Below are 21,210 nucleotides of genomic sequence, written 5' to 3'. Positions count from 1 at the left end.
GACGGCCCACCCTCCCCGACCGCAGCCGGTGTTCCGGAGCGGCCGCCGGGACGGACGGCCGTCCCCACCGCGGAGGCCCGATGCCGGAGATCGCCTTCATGGTCATGCCGTACGGCAGGAAGTCCACGATGAGGCGGGAGGACGGCGTCCCGCGCGAAGTGGACTTCAACGTGCTCTGGCATGAGGTGCACCGGCCCGTCCTCGAAGATCTCGGCTACCGGGCCGTCCGCGCCGACAGCGACCTCGGGCCGCTGGTGATCGTGGAGATGATCCGGCGGCTGGCGCTCGCCGACCTCGTGGTCGCGGACGTCTCGCTCGCCAACTCCAACGTCTACTACGAGGTCGGCGTCCGTCACGCCGCACGGCGGCACTGCATCCTGGTCGCGGCGGAGTGGGCGGAGCCGGTGTTCGACCTGGAGCAGATCCGGCGGTTGGAGTACCCGCTCTCCGACGGCGCCTGCGGCGCCGAGGCGGCCGCCGAGGCGCGGGCCGTCCTGCGTGCGGGGATCGAACGAGTGCTCCCCGGACGTTCCCCCGTCTTCGACGCGATACCGGGATACCCCGACCCCGAGGACGGCTTCCGGCAGGCCGCCTTCAGCGACCTCGTGGGTGAGCTGTCGGGATTCGAGGCCGGCGCCGGCGCGATCCGGCTGACCGCGGACGCCGAGGATCGGCGGAGCAGGACCCGCGACCTGGTGACCCGGTACGGCACGAGGCCCGTCGTGCGCGAGTCGGTGGTCCTCGAACTGATCGAGCTGATCCGCGACAACCTGACGTGGGCCGAGGTCCTCGCCTACGTCGAAGGACTGCCCCCCGTGCTCCGGCGGCATCCGTCGGTGGTGGAGCAACGGCAGCTCGCGCTGGCCAGGACCGGCAGGGTGGAGGAGTCCGCAGCGGCGCTGGAGCAGCTGATCAAGCACTCGGGCCCGACGTCCGAGCGGTACGGCCTGCTGGGCGGCCGGTACAAGGAACTCATGTGGAGCAACGCGGGGTCCCCCCGGTCGAGCGGCTTCCTCGGCAAGACCATCGCCGCCTACGAGCAGGGGATGCGTCTCGACCTCAACGACTACTACCCGTCCTCCAACCTGCCCCGCCTCTACCGGCTGCGGGACGCGGAGGGCGACGGGCGCCTGGCGGACGAGGTCGCGGTCGTCGCCCGGGCGGCGCGCGAGATCTCCCTGGCACGGGACCCGCACGACGAGTGGATCCGGCTGACGCTGCTCGGCTCAGCCTTCGACGACGGCGACCTGGACCGGGCCCGCGGCCTCGTCGGACGATTCCGGCAGGAGGGCGTCACGGGGTGGAAGCTCCGGAGCACGCTCGAAGACCTGGAACTCGGCGTGCGCCTCCTGCCGCGGCGGCCGGGGACGCCGCAGGGCGCGGCGGAGGGGCTGCGGGAACTGCTCGCGGAGCTGTACGGCATGCTGGGGTGATGACTCGTGTGATCATCGCGGCCGGTCACATGATCGACGCCCCCGGCCGTCCGGCCGCCCGGTTCCCCCCTTCGCGCATCCCCTGGGTGACGGAGGAGATCCGCGCCGCCTTCGACGCCTGGGCGGTCGGGCCGGACACGACCGTGATCTGCGGAGGCGCCCGCGGAGCAGACGTGATCGCCGCCGAAGAGGGGCACGCCCGCGGCGCCCGCGTCCTGCTCTGCCTGGCACTGCCCGTCGAGGAGTTCCGGCGGCGGTCGGTGGACCTTCCGGGCACCGGCTGGGGCGAGCGCTTCCGCCGCCTGCTCCGGGTCGCCGAGGTGCTCCCGCCCCCCGACGGCACGGGCCGCGCCGGTGGGGAGGAGGCCTGCGGCGGAGTGTTCGCCCTGACCAACGCCCGCATGGTGGCGCTGGCACGCCGGATGGACGCCCGACCTCGCGTTCTCCTCGTCTGGAACGGGCAGGACGGCGACGGCCCCGGCGGGACATCCGATCTCGTCCGGCGGCTCGGCTACCCGGCGGACGATCCCCGGGTGCGCGTGATCGACCCCACCCCGCCGGAGCCGGAGCGCCGCTGAGCGTTCCGCGGACGGGGCGGGGCGGTGACCACGGGCTTCCGGAGCGGGGGCCGCCCCCGGCGGGCCGACGGCCGCCTCCGTCCGGCGTGCCTGACCGCCCGGAGGCGTCCGGGCGGTCAGGCACCCGGTAGTGCGTCCGGGCTCTCCACCGAAGGATCGAACCCGCCCGGCGCGGGAGCGTCGGACGGGTCGAACCGTCGCAGGAGGCCGTCCGCCACCTCCTGCCTGCCGTACTCGGCGACGCGCTCGGCCACCTGCCGGGCGAGCAGGGCACGCTGCGGGTCGCCCTCCGGGAAGTCCATCGCGCGGAGGAAGGCGTCGAAGTGATCGGCGGCGGAGGTCCCCTCCCGGGGGGATCCGGTCGTCCCGGTGCGATCCGGATACGCCGCCGACGCGTCCGGTGACCGGGCGGCGCCCGGATCGGGCACGAGATGCCGGAACCGCTCGGGCACCTCCGTGTTGTTCGCCGCAGAGGAGAGCTGCGCGAGAGCCCCGATGTCCTTCACCGTCCGGTCCACCTGGTCGTCGTTCCTGGCCAGCCACCAGACCACGGCACTGCCGGTGTCCTTCAGCACGTCCTCACCGAGGTACTCCCGCTTGCTCTGCTCGTATTTCCTCTCGTGCTCCCAGAGCGCCCTGTTCTTGCGGACCGTGGCCATCTTGTCCAGCCGCTCCTGGTCGTGGCCGGAGAGTGTGAGCGTGACGGACTCGGCCATCGCCCGCAGGCACCCCGTGTCATCCGGCTGCATCCTGCCCAGTGCGCCGTTCAGTTCGTGCTGGACCAGCGCGGCCCTGGCGGGGTGCCGATCCTCGGTGATCCTCCGGGCACGCTCCAGGATCGCGTCGATCGCCAGACCTTCCCGGCTGATCGCGGACTCGTTCACCGCGGCACCGAGCGGCGACCATCGCACCACCGCGGAGAACAGGAAGTCGTAGTCCTCCTCGTTGCTCGGGAGAGGCACCTGGACGACGCGTTGCTCTCCGGACTCCACCGGGATCACGGGCCGGTACGGCTCCGGCCGTGGCGGTGGGACCGGCCGGCGTCCGAAGACCTTCGTCCCCGCCACCGCCAGGCCCGCGAGCAGCAGAACCGGCAGCAGCCAGCTCCAGATCTGCCGGGGGGCGAACAGGACGAGGCCTGCGAGGATCAACCCGCCGAAGACCGTGAAGTAGATCGTCACGGTGTTGCGGCCAGAACTCATGAGCGTGTCTCCCTGATCCGTCGTTCCGACGTTCATTCACCGGGCCGGGCCGCCCGAGCGGCGTTGGTCCTCCGATAGACGTGCTCGGCGACGGAGTCGACGTCCCGCCGCCCCACCGCCGTGGAACGGTCCACGCCCCGCGCGAGGACGTAGAGACGCGCCCGGACGTCCATCCGCCGCTCACTGCCCTCCATGAGGACGTCGACGAGCCGGGCGCGGTACCGCCCCTGCCGGGAGGCCGCGGAGAGCCAGGCGTGCGCCTGCGGGGTCCACTCATCAGGTGCGCGGAGCCGGAAAGCCGCACTCCAGCCGGCCGCCAGCCGCTCCCGTACCGCGGTGTCGGCGAGGAACGCGTGGGCGTGCGTCCCGCCGTCGGTGATCAGCCGCGGTTCGGCGAGCTCCAGGAACAGGTCGACGTCGAGCGGCCACTCCCTCCTCCCCAGCTCTCCGGTGAAGTGGCGGCAGAGCCGTTCCAGCATGCTCCGGTGGAGGCGGGGATCGGCCCGCACCAGCCCGACGAGCGCCTCGCGCGCCCGGGTCGCCCGGCCCTCCCGCCGGGCCAGGTGGTGGAGGCGGACCATCGCCTGGTCCGGATGGCGGACGGCCATCGTCTGCCAGCATGCCTCGACGAGCACCTGGGACAGTCCGTCGGGCAGGTCCTCCTTGAGCGACCACTCGAAGATCTTTTCGCGGAAGAACCGACCGTGCTCGTCATGCTGAAGACCCTGCTCCAGAAGCCCGGCGGCCGCCCGCAGCCTGAGCTCGCTTCTGGAGGGCCCCGCCGTCCACCGCCACAGGAGCGACACCAGCGCCGTCCGGTATCTGTCGTGCAGGCACTGCTCGGCGAACCGCCTGACCAGACCATCGCGGTCGCCTCGATCGAGATCCGGAGACCCGACGGTCTTCTCCACCCACGCCTGCAGGTGCTCGCGGAGTTCCGGCATGTGCCTCCAGAAATGGGCACGGACCGCCGCGTCGTACCCGGGCTTCCTGAACGACACCTTGCCGTGGGCGTCGGGCTCCGCGTGGATCTCGTGGAGCCTCTCGACAAGGTCCGCGCGCTCCAGCAGCGGGCACTCCTCCTGCGGGTTCTCGACCATGCGCAGCAGCACGGCCCCGGCTCCGTGGACGGCGTCGGCGTGGGCACCGTGCAGCATGGCCGCGGTCAGCAGCAGGGCGCGCTGCGGTCCCCGGCGCAGCTGGGCGACGAACCGGGCGACCTCCGCGCTCCGATCGGTCACCGCGGCGCGGGCGTTCTCGCACCAGGTGGCGAATCCTCCCGCGCCCGGAGCGCTCCTCGCCCTGGCGACCCGCTCGGCGAATTCGGCGATCTCCTGCATCGACCGGTTCGCGCGCAGGAAACCCGAGAGCGCGGGCACCGGCGCCACGGTGTCGGACGCGGGGACGCCGGCCAGGCGCAGGTAGCGCTGGAACACCTGCGCGCCCGGCGGACGAGTGATCTCGACGCGATACTGACCGAGTTCCGGGTGGAGCCGCTCGACCCTGCCGCCCGGCAGCACGACCACCAGCCGGGCGCCGCGCTCCTGCACCGTCTTCCGCAACGAGGGAAGCCCTCCGTGGACCTCACTCCAGAGCCGCTCGGAAGCGGTCGCAAGGTCCAGCCACACCAGGTCACCGTCACCGACGCCCTCGACGTTCGGGTGCCCCTCCCGCTCCTCGTCCGGCAGCAGTTCGCGGAACGTCTCCGGGCCGGAGCGCAATTCGTACAGGAGCATCTTCGCCGCGGCCGTCCGTCCGCTGCCCGGTGTCCCGTCCAGGAGCACGGTGCCGCAGGAGGACAGGACCCTTCGGGCCCTGCCGAATCCTCCGGGGTGCACGAAGCGCCGCCAGAGCCACAGCAACTGGTCGTCGGCGACGGTTCGGGGGTGCTTCCCCCCGGCTCCGGCCGATGCGGCGAAGGTGCAGTTGTTGTACTGGGGCCCGTCGCTGTTGTACTGGTCTCCCCGGCCCGCGTGCACCTCTCCGCCGTCGCTGAGCACGGAAGAGATGATCTGGTCGCTCAACGGTCGCCGTCCTCGTTTCCACGGGAACCGCCGAACCGGTGGCGGATGCCGCCCTGGTTGTCCCCTGCGACGTACGTCGCGCCGTCGCCGGAGAAACGCGGGGAATTGCTGTAGAGATCGCCCTTCCCCAGGTGCACCGGTCCGTGACTGTGCTTGGTGACGGTGCCCACGTCTCCGGTGATGTCGCGGCTCTGCACGCTCGTGCCGTACACGTCGCCCGCCGCATTGCCCACCGCATTGCCCGCCGCATTGCCCGCCGCGTCGCCGGCGGCGTCCGGACCGGGTGGCCGCGAGGCGAGGCGGTCAGCCTCCTTGAGGGACGGCACCCGGGCGGCCAGCATGTCACCGATGCGCGTGAGGTCCGCCTGCACGTTCTGATAGTCCAGGCGGACGTACTGGACCTCGGCGAGCCGGACCAGTTCCGCCGGGAGCAGCGCGCCGTCCAGCCGCTCGGTCGTGCGGCCCTCCAGGACCGGGATGACCGGTATTCCGCAGGCGAACGCCTCGGCGATCTCCTTGCGGACCCAGTCGTCCTGGTCGTGCAACGCGGCGGACGAGCGGATCCACTCCGGGCCGATGACGGCGAGCAGGACGGCGCTGCGGCGCACCGCGCCGAGGAGTCTCGCGGGGAAGTGCTCGCCCGGTCCGATGGACTGCGAGGCCCGGAAGATCCGGTCCTTCCCGAAGCGGTCCGAGAGGCTCATCGCGATCAGGGCGGCGCTCTTCTCTCCGTCCCCGGTGCGGTAGTTGATGAAGACGTCGTGCATGGCGGTTCCCTCCTACGGGGTGACGATCTGCAGGGCCGTGCCGAGTTCGGGAGCCAGGTCGCGCACCGACGGACTCCGCGGGTGGCGCGCCAGGATCCGGGCGAGACCGCGCAGGTCCGCGGCGATGGTGGCGGAGCTGACGGTGACGGCCGCGTCGAGCAGTCGGCCGGTCAGGCGGCAGGCGTGGTCGATCTCTCCGGCCGCAGCATGGGCGAGAGCGCTGCGCACTCCGTAACGGACCCGGGTGCGCAGTGCACGGGGTGGGATCAGCGCCAGCTGCCGGTCCATGGCCTCGGCCGCCTCCTTCGGCCGTCCCAGGTCGTACAGGCACCAACCCGTGATCATCGCGACCGGGTCGGGCAGGTTCATGGTGCCGATGACGGGCGTGTCCGGGTCCTGGACGTGCAGCCCGAGCAGCGTGCGGGCACGGTCCAGGCTGCGCATGCAGGCGCCGTAGTCACCCGCGAGTGCATGCCCCTGAGCCTGCCGCTGCGCGGCCAGGCCGCGGATCCGCGGAGGCAGTTTTCCGCTCTGCGCCCGCCGGGCCAGTTCAATGGTCTGGTCGGCCTCCTCCCGATACAACGTGACCAAGGCATGACGGACCAGTCCGTATGCGGCGAGGTCATGATCATCACCGGCCGCCGCCAGCTCGACTGCGCGCCGCGTCCACCACAGGGCCGCCCGCTCGTCGCCTGTCTCCTGTACCAGCCAGCCGACGTATTCGGCGTACCGGGAACCGAGTCTCAGCGCCGCCCGGCGGGTACGCGAACCGGCCTGAGCGGAGAGCTCCCGGAGTGTGTGCGTCTGGGTGATCAGTGCCGGGAGCAGAAGGGCGGGACCCACCGCTTGGCCGAGTTGCCGGTACTGATCGAAAAGCGATCGGGAGATCTCCAGGAATCTCCCGTCACCGGCGTCCGATGACAGCCCCGGCCCGCCGCCCGCCCCCGCGAGCGAGATCGCACCCGCGGCCATGACCTGCCGTCGGCTGACAGACTGGAACAGGTTCTGCCCGTCCGGTGACAACTGCATCAGCCACACCTCCCCGTCACCGGTCTCCGCCTCTGCGGGCCCTTCTCCCGGAGGCCGGCCGCGGGCCAGCGCGGCGAGCCGGCCTCCGGCGCCGAGCGTGGCGTCGCACAGGCGGACCAGTTCGCGGCTCGGCGTTTTGACCCCTCGCTCGACCTTGCTGAGCTGGGCCTTGCTGTAATGGACCAGCCGTGCCAGATCGGTCAGGGTCAGACCTGCGGCGAGACGCCGTCTCCGTAGTTCTCCTCCGAACCGGACGGACTGCTGGACCACATGAACCTCCGTCACCGCCAGCCCGAGCAGCCGTGATTCACCGTTTGCAAGCCTGCGGCAGACACCGCCGAACGGACAAGGCCAAGGCCGGCGTTTCCCGTTTCCACCTTCGAAGCAATAGGAAACGGCCGGGTTTGTCGAGACGGTCGCAGTCGGGGCTCGCGCTCCGCCTCCGCCATGGGCCCGGATATCCGGGACCGCCGCCGCCCGAGGGCCGTTCCGTCGGGCCCCGCCCACGGCGGGTGGACGAGAACCGTTTTCTCCGTGTCCGCAGTGCCGTCGGAGAACTCCACCGCATACGGGAGGATCCTCGGCTCCGCGCCGGCGGACACGGTGATCGTCCGTTTCCGGTTCGCCCCATGTCGATGCAGCGAGAAGCGGACGAAACGCGGCGGCGGGCGCACCCGAACTCACCGGTCGCCATTCAGTGCGCCGGACGACCAAAACGGACCTCGATACGCCCCTGGAAAGTGAACATTTCTCGCGTGGTGGTGGCGGAACATCTCTCCGAGACCTCTTGGCGCACGCGGAAATCCCCGCCCCGTTCACCCGGTCAGCCTCTTCTTCACACAGTGGCGGCACAATCACACAGTGAGCAACGGGGCCGAACCGTACACAAAACCGGCGCTTGCCCTCCGCGGTGATGCATGATGCACTGTCATCGGCCGTCAACGCGCACGAAATGACACCCGGAGCAAGAGCACATACTGCCGGTCGGGACATATGACAAGCGGTGGAGAATCACATGACAGCGTGCTAGCGTTTACCGCCGATTCCATTATGAGTCGCGTTCGGAATTAACAGGACCACCGGTCGAATCGGTTCGGGGAGCATTCACTGTCGCGCGTCGCCCTGCGGCCGGATGATCCGGCCCCGCCGTCCGGCAGGCCCCCGCTCCGGCACGCCTCCGGCCCCCCAGCCCAAGGACTCTCATGATCGAACACGTCGTGGCCGAGGTGCTGCTGAGCAGCGGACTGGCCGCCGCCTGCGGAGCACTGGTCGTGCGGACCCGCGGCAGGAACGCCGCGGTCCGGGCGCGGCGCACCGCCGAGGACGAGGTGGTCAAGGCCAGGATCGAGGCGGCGCGGGACCTGGAGAAGGCGCAGTTGCGCTTCGCCCAGGACACCGAGGAGCTGCGCCGGCAGATCACCGTGAACGCCGAGTGGTACCAGACCGCGCTGGAGGAGACCCGGCATCTGGTGGGGCAGCGGCTGCCGGCGGCGCTGGACGCCGAGGCGCGGTCCGGTTCGGACGCGGTCGTGCCCGGCCTCCTGCACCCCCTGCTGAAGGGCACCCCGTTCGAGGAGCTCCACCAGGCGGCCGAGGACCTGCTGCGCGAGGCGCTGCAGAGCACCCGGGCGGGGGTCGGCCGGGCGGCCCGCGCCGGCGTCCGCGGCATGGCCGACGAGGCGCAGGCCTTCCTGACCCGGCTCCAGATCAAGATCGACGAGGAGCTGGACCGGCATCCGGCCGCGAGCGCCTACCACCAGAGCCTCATCGACATCGACCACGTCGCGACCCGGAGCCTGCACGCGGTCCAGCGCCTGCGCATCCTGACCGGTTCGTGGCCGGGGACGCAGCGGGCCGACTGCACCTTCCGCGAGATCGTCGAGAGCGCCCGCGGCCGCATCGGCCCCTACGACCGCGTCGAGCACACCTACCTGCCGGAGGTCGGCGAGCTGTTCGTCGAGGGCCGGGTGGTGGAGCCGATCGTCGTCGCCCTGACCGAGCTGCTGGCCAACGCGACCGACTACTCCAGCGATCCGGTGGGCGTCTACGTGCAGCGGGTGCAGGCCGGCTACCGCATCGTGGTGGAGGACACCGGCCTGGGCATGAACCACTTCCAGCGGACCGCCGCCGAGCGGATGCTCGCGCACCGCGCGGTCTTCGACGTCACCACCCTGGAGGACGAGCGCAGGCTCGGGTTCGCCGTCATCGGACGGCTCACCCACGACTACGGGTTCCGCGTCGATGTGAGCGCTCCCTCGGCCGGCGGCGGCGTCAAGGCCGTGCTCGTGGTGCCCGACGACCTCATGAGCCGATCCGCCGCGGAGGCCCCGTCCCCGCCCGCCGCCCGGGAGGCCCCCTCCGCGCCACCCGCCGGGCCCCTCGGCGTCCCCGGCGTCCCCGGCGTCCCCGGCCTCCCCGACACCGCCGGCCTCCCCGACACCGTCGGCCTCCCCGGCGCGCTCGCGGGCTCCGCCGCCGGGGCCGCCCCGACCGCCGGGTCCGCGAGCGCGGAGCACACCGGGCACCCCGGCCCCGCCGAGGCGGACCTGCCGCTCACGACCGTCCTGGGCCTGCCCAAACGGCAGCCCAAAGACCCTCGGGCGGCACCCCGGCCCTCGTCCCCGAGCCAGGAGGCCCTCACCGACAGCGGCGACCCCGCCGCACTCGCCGAGGGCTTCGAGCAGATGCGCCGCGCGCTCAGCGCAGGCTACGGCGACAGCGACACCGACCCCGGAGGACGTCTCCCGTCATGAGCGACCAGCACACCGCCGACTCCACCGACATGGCCTGGGCCCTGGACCGGCTGACCGAGGAGCCGGGCGTCGTCAACGCCCTGCTGTTCAGCACCGACGGGCTGGTACTGGCCGCCTCCGCCGGCCTGGCCAGGGACGACGCCGACCGTGCGGCGGCCGCCCTGTGCGGGGTCAAGGCGCTGCAGGGGGACTTCGGCGCGTTCTGCGGCCTGCCCGACCGCGGGGACCCGCTGCCCATGCGGCACGTGGTCAGCGACCTGAAGGACTTCACCGTGCTGCTGTTCGCCGCCGGCGAGCGCACCGGCCTCGGCGTGGCGGTACGCGGCGACTCCATGAGCCAGGAGGTCGCGCTCGCCATCACCGCCACCCTGAAGCTGATCGCCGGGCTGCGCCCGGTCCTGGCGGCCCGCGAGCGAAGCGGCGGCGCATGAGCCCGCGCGGGCACCGCAGGAACGGCGTGGTGCGCTCCTACACCGCCACCGGCGGTCGCGCCGCCCCGTCGCGGACCAGCCTGGACGAGGCCACCCTGCTCATCGCCGACCCCAAGCTGCCGCTGGCGGGCCTGCAGGCGCAGGCCTACCGGGTGATGGACCTGTGCCTGCCCGGGGTGCTGTCGGTCTCGGAGGTGGCCCACCACCTCCGGCTCCCCGGCGCCGTCACCAAGGTGGTCGTCTCCGGCCTGGTGGACAGCGGGCACCTGGTCGCCCGCGCGCCGTTCACCCCCACCGCCGACCAGCACGACGAGGACTTCCTGAGAAGGGTTCTGCATGGACTCCAACAGCTCTGACCGCCGCTACGTGCCGGACAGGGCCCGCTCGGTGAAGGTGCTCGTCCTCGGCCCGTTCGCGGTCGGCAAGACCACCTTCGTGGGCACCGTCTCGGAGATCCGGCCCATGCGCACCGAGGAGCGGATGACCCGCGCCGGGGAGCTCGTCGACGACCTCGGCGGCCTGCGGGGCAAGGTCACCACCACCGTCGCCATGGACTTCGGCCGGGTCACCCTGGCCGACGACATCGTGCTGTACCTCTTCGGCGCCCCCGGTCAGCCGCGCTTCCACCGCATGGTCCGCTCGCTGATGGAAGGCGCCCTGGGCGGACTGGTCCTGGTCGACACGCGGCGGATCGCCGAGAGCTTCGACGCGATCGACCTGCTGGAGTCCGCCGGCCTGCCGTACACCGTCGCCGTCAACCACTTCGACGGCGCGCCCCGCTACGACGACGCCGCACTGCGCGACGCGCTGACCATGGCCGACGACAGGCCGCTGGTCTGGCTGGACGCCCGGACGCGCGCCTCGGCCAAGCAGGGCCTGATCTCCCTCGTCACCGACATCCTCAGCCGCCCCCGTCCGGAGCCCGCCCGATGACCCAGCACCCGGCCCCCATCCCCCAGCTGTTCGGTGATGATTTCGCCGCTCGGCCGCAGGACGCCTACGCCGCCCTGCGCGCGCACGGCCCCGTCGCCTGGGCCGAGATCGCGCCGACCGTGTACGCACTGGTCGTCACCGGCCACCGCGCCGCGGTCACCCTGCTCAACGACCCCGCCACCTACAGCAAGGACAGCCGCGCCTGGGCCGCGCTGCACAGCGGGCAGGTCCCCGCCGACAGCCCGGTCCTGGCGATCATGGCCTACCGGCCGAACCTGCTCTACGCCGACGGGCGGGAGCACGAGCGGCTCCGGGGGGCGATCGAGGACTGCGCGGCCCGCATCGACCTGCACGAGCTCCGGGAGAGCACCCAGCGCCACTCGCTCGGGCTCATCGCCCGCTTCGCCCCGGTCGGCCGCGCCGACCTGATGACCGAGTTCGCCGACACGATCCCGCTGCTCGTCTTCACCGACATCCTCGGCTGCCCCGCCCCGATGGTCGGCCGCATGGTCGCCGGCTCCCAGGGCCTCATCAGCGCCGGCCCGGAGGCGATCCGGGCCGCGGACGACTTCGCCCGGTGCCTGGCCGAGCTCATCGAGATGAAGAAGGCCGCGCCGGGCCGGGACTTCACCTCCTGGATGCTCGCCCACCCCGCCCGGCTCACCCCCGAGGAGGTCCTCTACCAGTTGTTCTGCTTCATCGGCGCCGGCGTCATCCCCACCGCGGCCTGGATCGCCTCCGGGCTGCGGCTGCTGCTGGAGGACGACGCCTACGTCGGTGACCTCGCCGGCGGCGCGGTCACCGTGCGCCGCGCCATGGAGCAGGTGCTGTGGACCCGCTCGCCGATGGCCAACTTCTCCGTGCACTTCGCCCGCCGCGCCACGACGCTGCACGGCATCCCCATCCCGCCCGGCGTGCCGATCCTCATCAGCCACGCCGCCACCGGCACCGATCCGCAGCTCCCACCCGGCCTCGGCCACGACAACCGCTCCCACCTGGCCTGGTCGGCCGGACCGCACCGCTGCCCGGCCGACAGCCACGCCGCCGTCATCGCCCAGACCGCCATCGAGACGATCCTCGACCGGCTCTGGGACCTGGAGCTCACCGATGCCGGCGTCCCCAACCGGCACGGCCCCTTCCACCAGTGCCCCGCCGCTCTGGGCGTCCGGTTCCGACCGCAACCGGCGGACGCTCTCAGCACCTCATCCCCCGGAGGTTCCCCATGACCACCACCGACACCACCACCCGCACCACCGGCACCACCGGCACCGTGCTCGACACCACCGGCCGCCTCCTGTACGAGCAGGCCGAGCACCTGCGCGCCGCCGGGCCCGCCGTACGCGTCGGGATGCCCGGCGGCCTCGTCGCCTGGTCCGTCAGCCGGGGCGATGTCGCCAGGCGGCTCCTCGTCCACCCGAACATCTCCAAGGACGCCCGCGCGAGCTGGCCCGACCACCGGCCCGGGGCCTTCCCCTGGCTGACCGCCTGGGTCGACGTGGTGAGCATGTTCACCTCGGACGGCGCCGACCACAAGCGGCTCAAGGACCTGGTCGCCCGGGCGTTCACGGCCCGCCGGATCGACGCCATGCGCCCGGCCGTCGAAGCGATCGTCACCGACCTGCTCGACACCCTGCAGGCTCCGCGGTCCGGCGCGCCGGACCGGCCGGTCGACCTGCGCGCCGCCTTCTCCTACCCGCTGCCCACCCGGGTGATCTGCGACCTGTTCGGCGTCCCGGACGACCAGCGCCCCGGCATGCTGCGCGTCATCGACGCCATCCTGGACACCAGTGCCTCCCCGGAGCAGGCCGCCCGTACCCACGAGGACCTGTTCATCGCCATGAACACCCTCATCGCGACCAAACGCGCCGCGCCCGGCGACGACATGACCAGCCTCCTGCTGGCGGCGCAGGAGGAGGACGGCGACCGGCTCAGCGAGGCCGAACTGGTCAGCACCCTGATCCTGATGATCGGAGCGGGATCGGAGACCACGGTCGCGCTGATCGACCACGCGGTCGTCGAGCTGCTGTCCCATCCCGACCAGCTGGCCGTCGCGCTCGGCGATCCGGCCCGCTGGGACGACGTCATCGAGGAGACGCTCCGCAAACACCCGCCGATCATGCACCTGCCCCTGCGATACGCCACCGCCGACATCGACCTCGGCGAAGGCGTCACCCTGCGCGCGGGCGACCTGGTCCTGATCGCGTTCGGCGCGCACGGCCGCGACCCGGAGGCCAACCCCGACCCCGACCGGTTCGACATCGACCGGGCCGACCGTCAGCACCTGGCGTTCGGCTACGGCATCCACTACTGCCTGGGCGCTCCGCTGGCCCGGCTGGAGGCCCGCGTCGCCCTGCCCGCGCTGTTCACCCGCTTCCCCGGCCTGCGCCTGGCCGGAGAACGCGCGGCGCTGGCTCCGCAACCGTCGTTCATCGGCAACGACTACCGGGAGGTCCCCGTCCTGCTGGGGCCGACCGGCTGATCGATCGCACCGGACGGACCCCACCGGGGGCGATGCCGTACGAGGACGACGGGACTCCCGGCAGAACGGCGACCCAGCACCGCTGGACTGCCAGGGGTTCCGTCTCGCTCAGCGAGCATACGACATGTCGGGGGCCGGGTGCAGGCGAATCGGAGACCGCCTGCACCGGCTTCCCGCACCGGCCCGGCGGCCCCTCCGGTCGAGGTCGGCCGCACCCCGCGCACGGCAGGGCACGACCGCGGTCGGCGGGACGGCGCCGTTCCCTCAGCCGCGGCGGGGGGCCGTTCCCCGGTCGTCGGCCTCTCCCGACGGACCGCCGTCCGGGCCGGGCGTCCAGAGGGGCAGGGTCAGGGCGAAGGTCGACCCCTCACCCGGCGCGCTGACCGCGGTGACGGTGCCGCCGTGCGCTTCGGCGATCGCCTTGGTGATGGCCAGTCCCAGCCCGACGCCCTGGATGGCGTTCTCCTCGGCGTAGCGGGTGCGGTAGAAGCGCTCGAACACGTGCGGCAGTTCCTCGGCGTCGATGCCGGACCCGGCGTCGGTGACCGCGATCACCACCTGCCGGCCGGCGGCCGAGGCCCGCACGGTGATCGGCGTGCCGGTGGCCGAGTACTTGATCGCGTTGGACAGCAGCGCACCCACCGCCCGCACCAGCAGGTCCCGATCGCCGGCGACGCGGCCGCCGCCGTCACCGACGCCGTCACCGCCGCCGTCACCGCCGTCGTCCAGGAGCGTCTGGACGACGTGCCCTCCGGAGCGGGCCGCGGCGGCGACGACGCGCACCGCCTCCTCGACGACCTCACCCACCGGTACGGGGGCCGCATCGATCTCCAGCCGGTCGGAGCTGAGAGTGGTGATCGCCAGCAGGTCCTCGACCAGGTTCTGCAGCCGGGCCGCATTGCGGATCATGGCGTCCAGCATCCTGCGGCCCGGCGGCGATGCCTCCACCACTCCGGTCTCGGCGTCGGCCACGACCTCCAGGTAGCCGATCAGGGAGGTCAGCGGGGTGCGCAGCTCGTGGGAGACGGTGGCGAGGAAGGCGTCCTTGGCCGCGTCCAGCTCCTTCAGCCGTGCCACCGTGGCCTGCTCGGCCTCGTAGGCCTCCCGCAGCGCCTGCTCGGCGCGGCGCCGGTCGGTGATGTCGTGGATGAACGCGTGGAAGGCCCACTCGCCGCCCTCGCGGGTCGCCCAGACCACGAGTTCGATGGGGAACTCGCCGCCGTCGGACCGCGCCCCGGCCAGCTCCAGGCGCCGTCCCAGCACCTTCGACTCGCCCGTGACCAGGAACCGGGCCCGACCGGCCTCGTCGGCCCTGCGGTAGCGGTCCGGCACGATCGTCTCGTGCACCAACCGGCCCAGCACCTGCTCGCGGGAGCGGCCGAACATGCGCGCGGCCGCGGCGTTCCACTCGGTGATGCGCCCGGCGGCGTCGGTGGAGACGAACCCCTCCACCGAGGTGTCGATCATCTGCCGCAGCCGGTCGCGGCCCGCCTGGACGGTGGCCTGGACGGTGCGGCGGTCGACGATGCGGCCGAGCTGGTGACCGAGGCTGGCCATCACCCGCAGCAACGGCTCGTCGGGATCGGCCGGCCGGGTGGAGAAGAACTCCAGCACCGCCGCGACCCCGTCGGCGGCCACGATCGGGAACGCGAACACCGCCCGCACCCCCAGATCACGGCCCTGCTGAGCCCGGAAGACCAGCGGGTCGGCGGCGAGGTCGCGCGACCAGACGGGCTGGCCGGTGACCACGGCCCGGCCTATCGTGCCGGTGCCGGGCGCGAAACGGACCGTGGTGCTGACCTCGCGCAGGGCCGGGAACTCACCGATCGGCCCGACCCAGATCCCGGAGGAGACGTAGTCCTCCCCGACGTCGGCCGGCACGCACAGGTGCCCCAGCGGCCAGCCGGTCACCTCGCACACCGAACTCAGCACCGTGCGTGCCGCCTCTTCGAGGTCGTCACCGGTGTTGGCCACGGCCGTGATGGTGTCCAGCAGCTTCACCAGCGCCGCCTCCCGCCGCGTGCCCGCCACCGAACCCACCCCCCTTCACCACGGCCTGGTTCCTGGAGCCCCCGCCTCCGCGGTCCGGCCCCGCGTGACCGGCCGGTCGCGTCGGGACGTCGCGCGGACGCCGCCGCGACCGCCGGCCGGCCGGGCGGGAGCGGCCCGCGGACGGGCGTCACCCCGGTTCCGGCGGATCGGCGGGCAGCCGCACGGTGAAGACGGTGCCGCCGCCGTCACGGGGGGCCGCCGTGATGGTGCCGCCGTGCGCGTCCACGATCGCCTTGGTGACGGCCAGTCCCAGTCCGGTGCCCTGGATCCCGGCGTCCTTGGCGGTGGAGGCGCGGAAGAAGCGGGAGAACAGCCGGCCGTACTCTTCGGCGGGGATGCCGATGCCGGTGTCGGCGATCTCGATCATGACCGACGCGGTCGCGCCGCCGGCGGGCCGGACGGTGACGGTGACCGTCCCGCCCGGCGGAGTGTACTTGATCGCGTTCGACAGCAGGTTGTCGATCATCTGGCGCAACCGGACCGGATCGGCGTGCACGCGCGCTCCCTGGGCCAGTTCGGCGCCGACGGCCAGGTCCTTGGCCTCGGCGGCGGGCCGGTGGTCGTCGAGGACCTCGCGCAGCAGGCCGGTCAGCGCCAGGGGCCGGGGGTCGATGCCGACGTGCCCGGCCTCCAGACGGGCCAGATCGAGCAGGTCGTCGACCAGCGACTGCATGTGGGCGCTCTTGCGGTCGATGACGTCGGCGAAGGCGCGCTGCCCGTCGGTCAGCTCCTCATCGTCCAGCAGCAGTTCGGTGTAGCCGCGGACGGCGCCGATGGGGTTGCGCAGTTCGTGGGTGACCAGCGCCATCAGCTCGTCCTTCATCCGGTCCAGCTCCCGCAGGCGGCGCACCTGCTCCTGCTCGGCGGCCAGCAGGCGCTCCCGCTCCTCGGCCAGCCGGTGGCGTTCGGTGATGTCGGTGGAGATGCCGTCGACCAGCGCCCGGTCGCCCTCGCGGCGCGGCATGCCGCGCATCCAGATCCAGCGGGTGACGCCGTCCAGGCCGATGAGGCGGTATTCGGTCTCGGCCCGCCTGCCCGCGGAGACGACGTCCAGGAAGGCCGCGATGGCCCGGCGGTCGCCCGGGTGGATCTGGCGCATGAAGACCTCGGACGGGTCGGCGCCCGCAGGCAGCGGCCCGCCGAGCAGTTTGGCCAGATTCGAGCTGACGTCCACGGAGCGGACGCATCCGTGCGGGCCGAGCTCGATGGTCCACACGTCGTCGTCGAGCTGGGCGACGACCTGCTCGAAGTGGCGACGGCTCTCGGCCAGCTCCAGCGCGAGCTCCTCGGCGCGGCGGCGCTCCATGTACCGTCCGACGTGGGCGCAGATCCCGTCCAGCAGGGTGACCAGGTCCTCGTCGGGCTCCTGGACGGTGTCGGTGAAGAAGGCCAGCACGCCTCCCGTCTCCCCCGCTTCCCCGCCGCTGCAGACGGGCAGGCCGATGGCGGCGCGCAGACCGGCCCGCATCGCCTCGGGTTTGCGGGCGAAGTCGCGGTCGTCGGCGGACAGATCGGCCGCCCACACCGCGCGCCCGCCGTCGCGCACCAGTCCGGGCAGTCCCTGCCCGGGGGCGAAGGTGACGGGTTCGTCTCCGGTGAAGACCGCCACCTCCCGTCCGGGCCGCGTCCAGGAGGCGATGCGGGTCATGCCGCCCCGATCGGGCCGGACCTGCCAGTACTCGCCGCAGGTCCAGCCCAGCGCCCCGGTGACCGCGGCCAGCACCCCGACCGCGGCCTCCCGGCTGGAGGCGGCCTCGGCCAGCGTCTGCACCACCGTCTGCTGGACCTGGCGGAGCATGCCGAGGCGTTTCTGGTCGGTGATGTCGTGCAGCAGCGCGTCGTACAGCAACCCGTCGTTGCCGGCGGCGGTGCGCACGAGCATCTCGGCGGGGAACTCCCGCCCGGTCCGGTCGACCGCGGTCAGTTCCAGGCGCTGCCCGGACGCTCCGCCCTCCTCCCACACCCGGTGCAGGACCTCCTCCCATCCGGCGTGCAGCCTCGGCGGGCAGATCAGCTCTTCGGCGGGCCGTCCGAGCGCCTCGATGGGCGACCAGCCGAACAGGCGCTCGGCCGCGGAGTTCCACGCCATCACCGCCCCGGCGGCGTCGAAGGACATCGCCGCCTCCGGCACCCGGTCGAGCGCCGCCTGTGCGTGCGCCAGCCGCACCGCGATCTCCGCCTCCACCATCGCGGCCAGATCCTCCAGCGTGCCCAGTTGCTCGACGCTCCAGTGCCGGGGCCGGTCGTCGATCACGCACACCGCGCCCAGCACCTGGTCGCCCTCGGCGTGCAGCGGCATCCCCGCGTAGGACAGCAGCTGCCCGCCGTCCACGGCCTCGACCTCGCGCCAGCGCTGGTCGGCGCGGGCGTCCGGCACGATCAGCGGCGTGCCGGTGGCCACGATGTGCTGGCACAGCGACTGCGACAACGGGCTGTGCTGGACCGTCCACGGATCGGCCGGCCCGGAGGCGCTGATGACCACCTGCCGGTCGGCGGTGATCAGCGACACCATGGCCACCGACGTGTCCAGCCAGCGGACCGCCAGCCGGGTCACCCGGTCCAGCAGCGGGACGTTCGTCACCCGCAGCAGACCGGTGGCGTGCAGGACCTGCAGGCGGCTCCGGTCATGGAAATGGTCAACTGTGCTCATCACTCTCACCCCCCGAAGAAGCCTCCTACCCATTTAGCGGTTTTGTCCGCTTTGTTCTGGACGCCTCTTCGCCGTCGCGCAGCCGCGCACGACCCGCCCGGCGGCCCGGCACCGCGCTCCTCAGCCCGGCGCCGGTCGTCACGGGCACGCGACGGGGTCAGTCCTCCACAGCCCGGCGGAGGGCCTCCGCGGTACTGGAGCAGACCGTGAACGCCTTGTCCAGGCCGGTGATGGCCAGCAGCCGGGCCACCGCGGCGGGCACCGCGCTCAGCAGCAGCCGGCCGCCGACGGTCTGGGCGTGTTTCATCACCGCGATCAGCTCGCCCAGCCCGGCCGAGTCGCAGAAGGCGAGCTCGCCCAGGTCCAGGATCACCGCGCGGGCGGCGGGCGGGCCCCAGACGGACTCCGACTCCAGCGCATCGCGCAGGACGGGCACGGTGTACAGGTCGAGCTCTCCGGCCAGGTGGACCAGCACGATCCGCTGCTCGTGCCGGGTGGCGGAAACGGTCAGCTTGGGACCGTGGACGGAGCCGGGTGGGAATGTCATCGCGGAGGTTCCTGCCTGCCGGGGTCAGGGCACATGGTGGTCCCCTCCTACCAACGATCACGCGCGTGTAACCACCCGACCGGGATCCGGTACGGCGCGAAGCCGCATCCCGGCGCGTGAGCGGGCGCCTCACGGGGAGGGTCACCGGCCCCGGCACGGCAGATCACCGGCCCGGGCCGGCGGCATCACCGGTCACGTCCCGGCCGAGCAGGGCGCGCAGGGACGCCACCCGTTCGTCGTCCCAGACGACGTCCGGATCTGGTTCGAGGAAGGTGCCGGCGATACCGGCCGCCGCCAGACCGATCAACGGCCAATCGGCGGCGGCGGAGGCCCCGACGGGATTGGCGGGCACCCGCCGCGCCGGCAGGCCGGGATCCGACAGCGCCATCAGGACCAGTCCGCGCATCAGCGCACCGGCCAAGGTCGCGATGACGGGGAAGCTGCCCCCGGAGCCCGGCCGCAACCGATAGCCCATGGCGCCGGCGATCCGTTCCCAGCCGCGCGCCACCCGGTCGACGAACCGCGCTTCGGAACGGGCCAGCGCGGCCTGGACGTCGTCGCGCAGGTCGCCGTCGGGCAGGCTCAGGAACGTGGCCTGCAGCGCCAGGTAGGTGCGCCACTCGGCGGAGCCGTGGACGGCCTCGAAGTCGCTGCTCGCGCTCACCCTCAGCATCTCGGTGACGAGGTCGTGCCGGCCCTGCGGCGAGGCGAGCGCCTCCTCCCGCCCGGCCAGCACCGAACCGAGCAGGCGCATGGCGGCCTCCTCCGTGACGGCGGCGGCCGGAGCGGCTCCCTGCGCCAGTTCCCGCAGCAGGTCGCCGAAGAACAGGTCCTTGTACGGCCAGCGGCGGTAGACCGCGGCGCGCGACACACCGGCGTGCCGGATGACCTCCTCGAAGCCGATGTGATCGAGCCCGACGGTCAGTCCGTCCCGGTGCACCGTGGCCAGCGCGGCGTCGAGCATGCGCCGGCGCGTCTCCTGGTCGCTCAACCGGGGCCGCCGCCGGCTCGGACCGCCGGCCGCACGGGGCTCACTCGCCATGGACGTCCCGCCTCCCGAGGAGTATTTTCCGAATATGAGACATGGTATCTCAAGTTTTCTCACGGCTTTCCGCCGTGCCGGACCGCCCTTCGCGCCGGAGACGCCGGCGGAGGCGCCCATGGCATCAGTGGGGGCGGCGGACCCCCGCATGCCCCCACCGCAGTCGCCGTTCGCGTTCTTCGCGCTGGTCTTCGCCCTCAGCGCGCCCTTCCTGGTGCTCGGCGCCCTGGGAGGGCCGCACATCCTGCCCGGCGTCCCCCTGTCGGGGCTGGCCTTCCTCTGCCCGGCCGTCGCCGCCGTCATCCTGAGGCACCGCGAGGGCGGGGCGGCGAGCGTGCGAGCGCTTCTCGCCCGCTCGTTCGACGGCCACCGGGTCCCGGCGAAGGTCTGGTACCTCCCCGTCCTGCTGCTGTATCCCGCCGTGGTGACGGCCTCGTTCTTCCTGCTCCGCCTGACCGGGACCGCCGTACCGGATCCGCGCATCCCCCTGGCGCCGACGCTGCTGCTCGCTCTCGGGTTCTTCCTCGGCGCCCTGTGCGAGGAACTCGGCTGGTCCGGGTACGCCACCCGGCCCTTGCGGGAACGGTGGGGAACGGCGGGAGCCGGCCTCGTCCTGGGAGCGGTCTGGGCCGTGTGGCACTGGGTGCCGCTGCTGCAGGTGCAGCGTTCCGTGTCCTGGATCGCCTGGTGGTCGCTCGGCACCGTCGCCGCGCGGGTGATCATGGTCTGGCTGTTCGATCACATGGGCCGCAGCGTCCTGGCCATGACGCTCTTCCACATGACGCTCAACGTCGCATGGCAGCTGTTCCCGGTGAACGGGTCGCACTTCGACATGCCGCTGGTCGCCACCCTCATGGCCGCCATCGCCGCGGTCATCGTCTCCGTCGGGGCATCGACCCCGCCGCGGCGGGGCTCGGTGCGCTGACCGCCCCGGCGCGGCCTGCCCGCCCCGGCCGCACGGACACGGCCAGGCGGTGCGCGTCTCGGTCAGCGCGCGGCGTACGACCTGCCGGGCTCATCGGCCTCGGCGACCGGGTCCGGCTCCCCCGCCCCCAGCAGATAGGCGTAGGGGCACTCGCTCGGGCCGGACGCACTGCAGCCGCCGCAAGGACGGGACGAGTCCATCACGCACTTCAGGTCGGGTTTCATGCCGCCTCCCCACGGTTAACAGCGACCACTCCTTCCTATCGGCTGGATCCGGCGGCGGCTAGCTCAAAGCGGTGTCTGATGCGTCACCTTCACCGCCGCGGCGTCTGCGGCGCCGTGCCGTCCGCCATCCGCGTCCGGCAC

At 72.7% G+C, this 21,210-nt stretch carries 18 protein-coding genes; 9 read left to right on the top strand and 9 right to left on the bottom strand.

Annotated features, from left to right (window positions below; translation table 11 throughout):
• The first annotated feature begins 80 nt into the window (after window positions 1–80).
• Together HS045_RS25835 and HS045_RS25830 are read left to right on the top strand one after the other, a co-directional pair.
• Window positions 81–1,433: a tetratricopeptide repeat-containing protein gene (locus HS045_RS25835; RefSeq protein WP_196454070.1), complete on the top strand. Its 1,353-nt coding sequence runs from the start codon at window positions 81–83 to the stop codon at window positions 1,431–1,433.
• Window positions 1,433–2,011 (top strand): hypothetical protein, encoded by a 579-nt coding sequence (locus HS045_RS25830; protein ID WP_196454069.1) that lies wholly within the window; start codon window positions 1,433–1,435, stop codon window positions 2,009–2,011. Before HS045_RS25835 ends, HS045_RS25830 begins: the two co-directional genes overlap by 1 nt.
• 116 nt (window positions 2,012–2,127) lie before the next feature.
• Here HS045_RS25830 and HS045_RS25825 read toward each other — a convergent pair whose 3' ends face one another.
• Genes HS045_RS25825 through HS045_RS36270 form a run of 4 tightly spaced genes read right to left on the bottom strand, consistent with a single transcriptional unit; the run spans window position 2,128 to window position 7,303 of the window.
• Entirely contained in the window at window positions 2,128–3,213 is a 1,086-nt protein-coding gene (locus HS045_RS25825; protein WP_196454068.1) for a hypothetical protein, read from the bottom strand.
• A 32-nt stretch (window positions 3,214–3,245) separates the two neighbouring features.
• Window positions 3,246–5,237 (bottom strand): hypothetical protein, encoded by a 1,992-nt coding sequence (locus tag HS045_RS25820; protein ID WP_196454067.1) that lies wholly within the window; start codon window positions 5,235–5,237, stop codon window positions 3,246–3,248.
• Window positions 5,234–6,004, bottom strand: coding sequence for a toll/interleukin-1 receptor domain-containing protein (locus HS045_RS25815; protein ID WP_196454066.1), 771 nt, complete (start codon window positions 6,002–6,004; stop codon window positions 5,234–5,236). The genes HS045_RS25820 and HS045_RS25815 overlap by 4 nt, the downstream gene beginning before the upstream one ends.
• 12 nt (window positions 6,005–6,016) lie before the next feature.
• Window positions 6,017–7,303 (bottom strand): helix-turn-helix transcriptional regulator, encoded by a 1,287-nt coding sequence (locus tag HS045_RS36270; protein ID WP_196454065.1) that lies wholly within the window; start codon window positions 7,301–7,303, stop codon window positions 6,017–6,019.
• Window positions 7,304–8,235: 932 nt separating this feature from the next.
• Here HS045_RS36270 and HS045_RS25805 point away from each other — a divergent pair.
• Genes HS045_RS25805 through HS045_RS25780 form a run of 6 tightly spaced genes read left to right on the top strand, consistent with a single transcriptional unit; the run spans window position 8,236 to window position 13,629 of the window.
• A complete protein-coding gene (locus tag HS045_RS25805) occupies window positions 8,236–9,786 on the top strand; it encodes an ATP-binding protein (protein WP_196454064.1) in 1,551 nt (516 codons plus the stop codon).
• Window positions 9,783–10,217, top strand: a complete 435-nt coding sequence (locus tag HS045_RS25800) for a roadblock/LC7 domain-containing protein (protein WP_196454063.1) — start codon at window positions 9,783–9,785, stop codon at window positions 10,215–10,217. The genes HS045_RS25805 and HS045_RS25800 overlap by 4 nt, the downstream gene beginning before the upstream one ends.
• Window positions 10,214–10,573 (top strand): DUF742 domain-containing protein, encoded by a 360-nt coding sequence (locus tag HS045_RS25795; protein ID WP_196454062.1) that lies wholly within the window; start codon window positions 10,214–10,216, stop codon window positions 10,571–10,573. The genes HS045_RS25800 and HS045_RS25795 overlap by 4 nt, the downstream gene beginning before the upstream one ends.
• Window positions 10,554–11,150, top strand: coding sequence for an ATP/GTP-binding protein (locus HS045_RS25790; RefSeq protein ID WP_196454061.1), 597 nt, complete (start codon window positions 10,554–10,556; stop codon window positions 11,148–11,150). The genes HS045_RS25795 and HS045_RS25790 overlap by 20 nt, the downstream gene beginning before the upstream one ends.
• A complete protein-coding gene (locus HS045_RS25785) occupies window positions 11,147–12,376 on the top strand; it encodes a cytochrome P450 (RefSeq protein WP_196454060.1) in 1,230 nt (409 codons plus the stop codon). The genes HS045_RS25790 and HS045_RS25785 overlap by 4 nt, the downstream gene beginning before the upstream one ends.
• A complete protein-coding gene (locus HS045_RS25780; protein ID WP_196454059.1) occupies window positions 12,373–13,629 on the top strand; it encodes a cytochrome P450 in 1,257 nt (418 codons plus the stop codon). The genes HS045_RS25785 and HS045_RS25780 overlap by 4 nt, the downstream gene beginning before the upstream one ends.
• 264 nt (window positions 13,630–13,893) lie before the next feature.
• On the opposite strand, the gene HS045_RS25775 is transcribed toward HS045_RS25780, so the two are convergent.
• The 4 genes from HS045_RS25775 to HS045_RS25760 form a co-directional block, all read right to left on the bottom strand.
• A complete protein-coding gene (locus HS045_RS25775) occupies window positions 13,894–15,660 on the bottom strand; it encodes an ATP-binding protein (protein ID WP_196454058.1) in 1,767 nt (588 codons plus the stop codon).
• Between the two features lie 148 nt (window positions 15,661–15,808).
• Window positions 15,809–18,331 (bottom strand): ATP-binding protein, encoded by a 2,523-nt coding sequence (locus HS045_RS25770; protein WP_196454057.1) that lies wholly within the window; start codon window positions 18,329–18,331, stop codon window positions 15,809–15,811.
• Window positions 18,332–18,488: 157 nt separating this feature from the next.
• Window positions 18,489–18,878 carry an STAS domain-containing protein gene (locus HS045_RS25765; protein WP_196454056.1) on the bottom strand — a complete coding sequence of 130 codons (390 nt, stop codon included), beginning with the start codon at window positions 18,876–18,878 and terminating at the stop codon, window positions 18,489–18,491.
• 163 nt (window positions 18,879–19,041) lie between these two features.
• Window positions 19,042–19,920 (bottom strand): TetR/AcrR family transcriptional regulator, encoded by an 879-nt coding sequence (locus HS045_RS25760; RefSeq protein WP_196454055.1) that lies wholly within the window; start codon window positions 19,918–19,920, stop codon window positions 19,042–19,044.
• Between the two features lie 118 nt (window positions 19,921–20,038).
• Between HS045_RS25760 and HS045_RS25755 the strand changes: the two genes are divergently transcribed.
• Window positions 20,039–20,845, top strand: coding sequence for a type II CAAX prenyl endopeptidase Rce1 family protein (locus tag HS045_RS25755; RefSeq protein WP_196454054.1), 807 nt, complete (start codon window positions 20,039–20,041; stop codon window positions 20,843–20,845).
• Between the two features lie 62 nt (window positions 20,846–20,907).
• On the opposite strand, the gene HS045_RS25750 is transcribed toward HS045_RS25755, so the two are convergent.
• Entirely contained in the window at window positions 20,908–21,069 is a 162-nt protein-coding gene (locus tag HS045_RS25750) for a hypothetical protein (protein WP_196454053.1), read from the bottom strand.
• Window positions 21,070–21,210 lie beyond the last annotated feature (141 nt).

Origin of the sequence: Planomonospora sp. ID82291 (genome assembly GCF_015711645.1) — a bacterium.
GTDB lineage: Bacteria > Actinomycetota > Actinomycetes > Streptosporangiales > Streptosporangiaceae > Planomonospora.
This window is presented reverse-complemented; position numbering and strand designations above follow the sequence as displayed.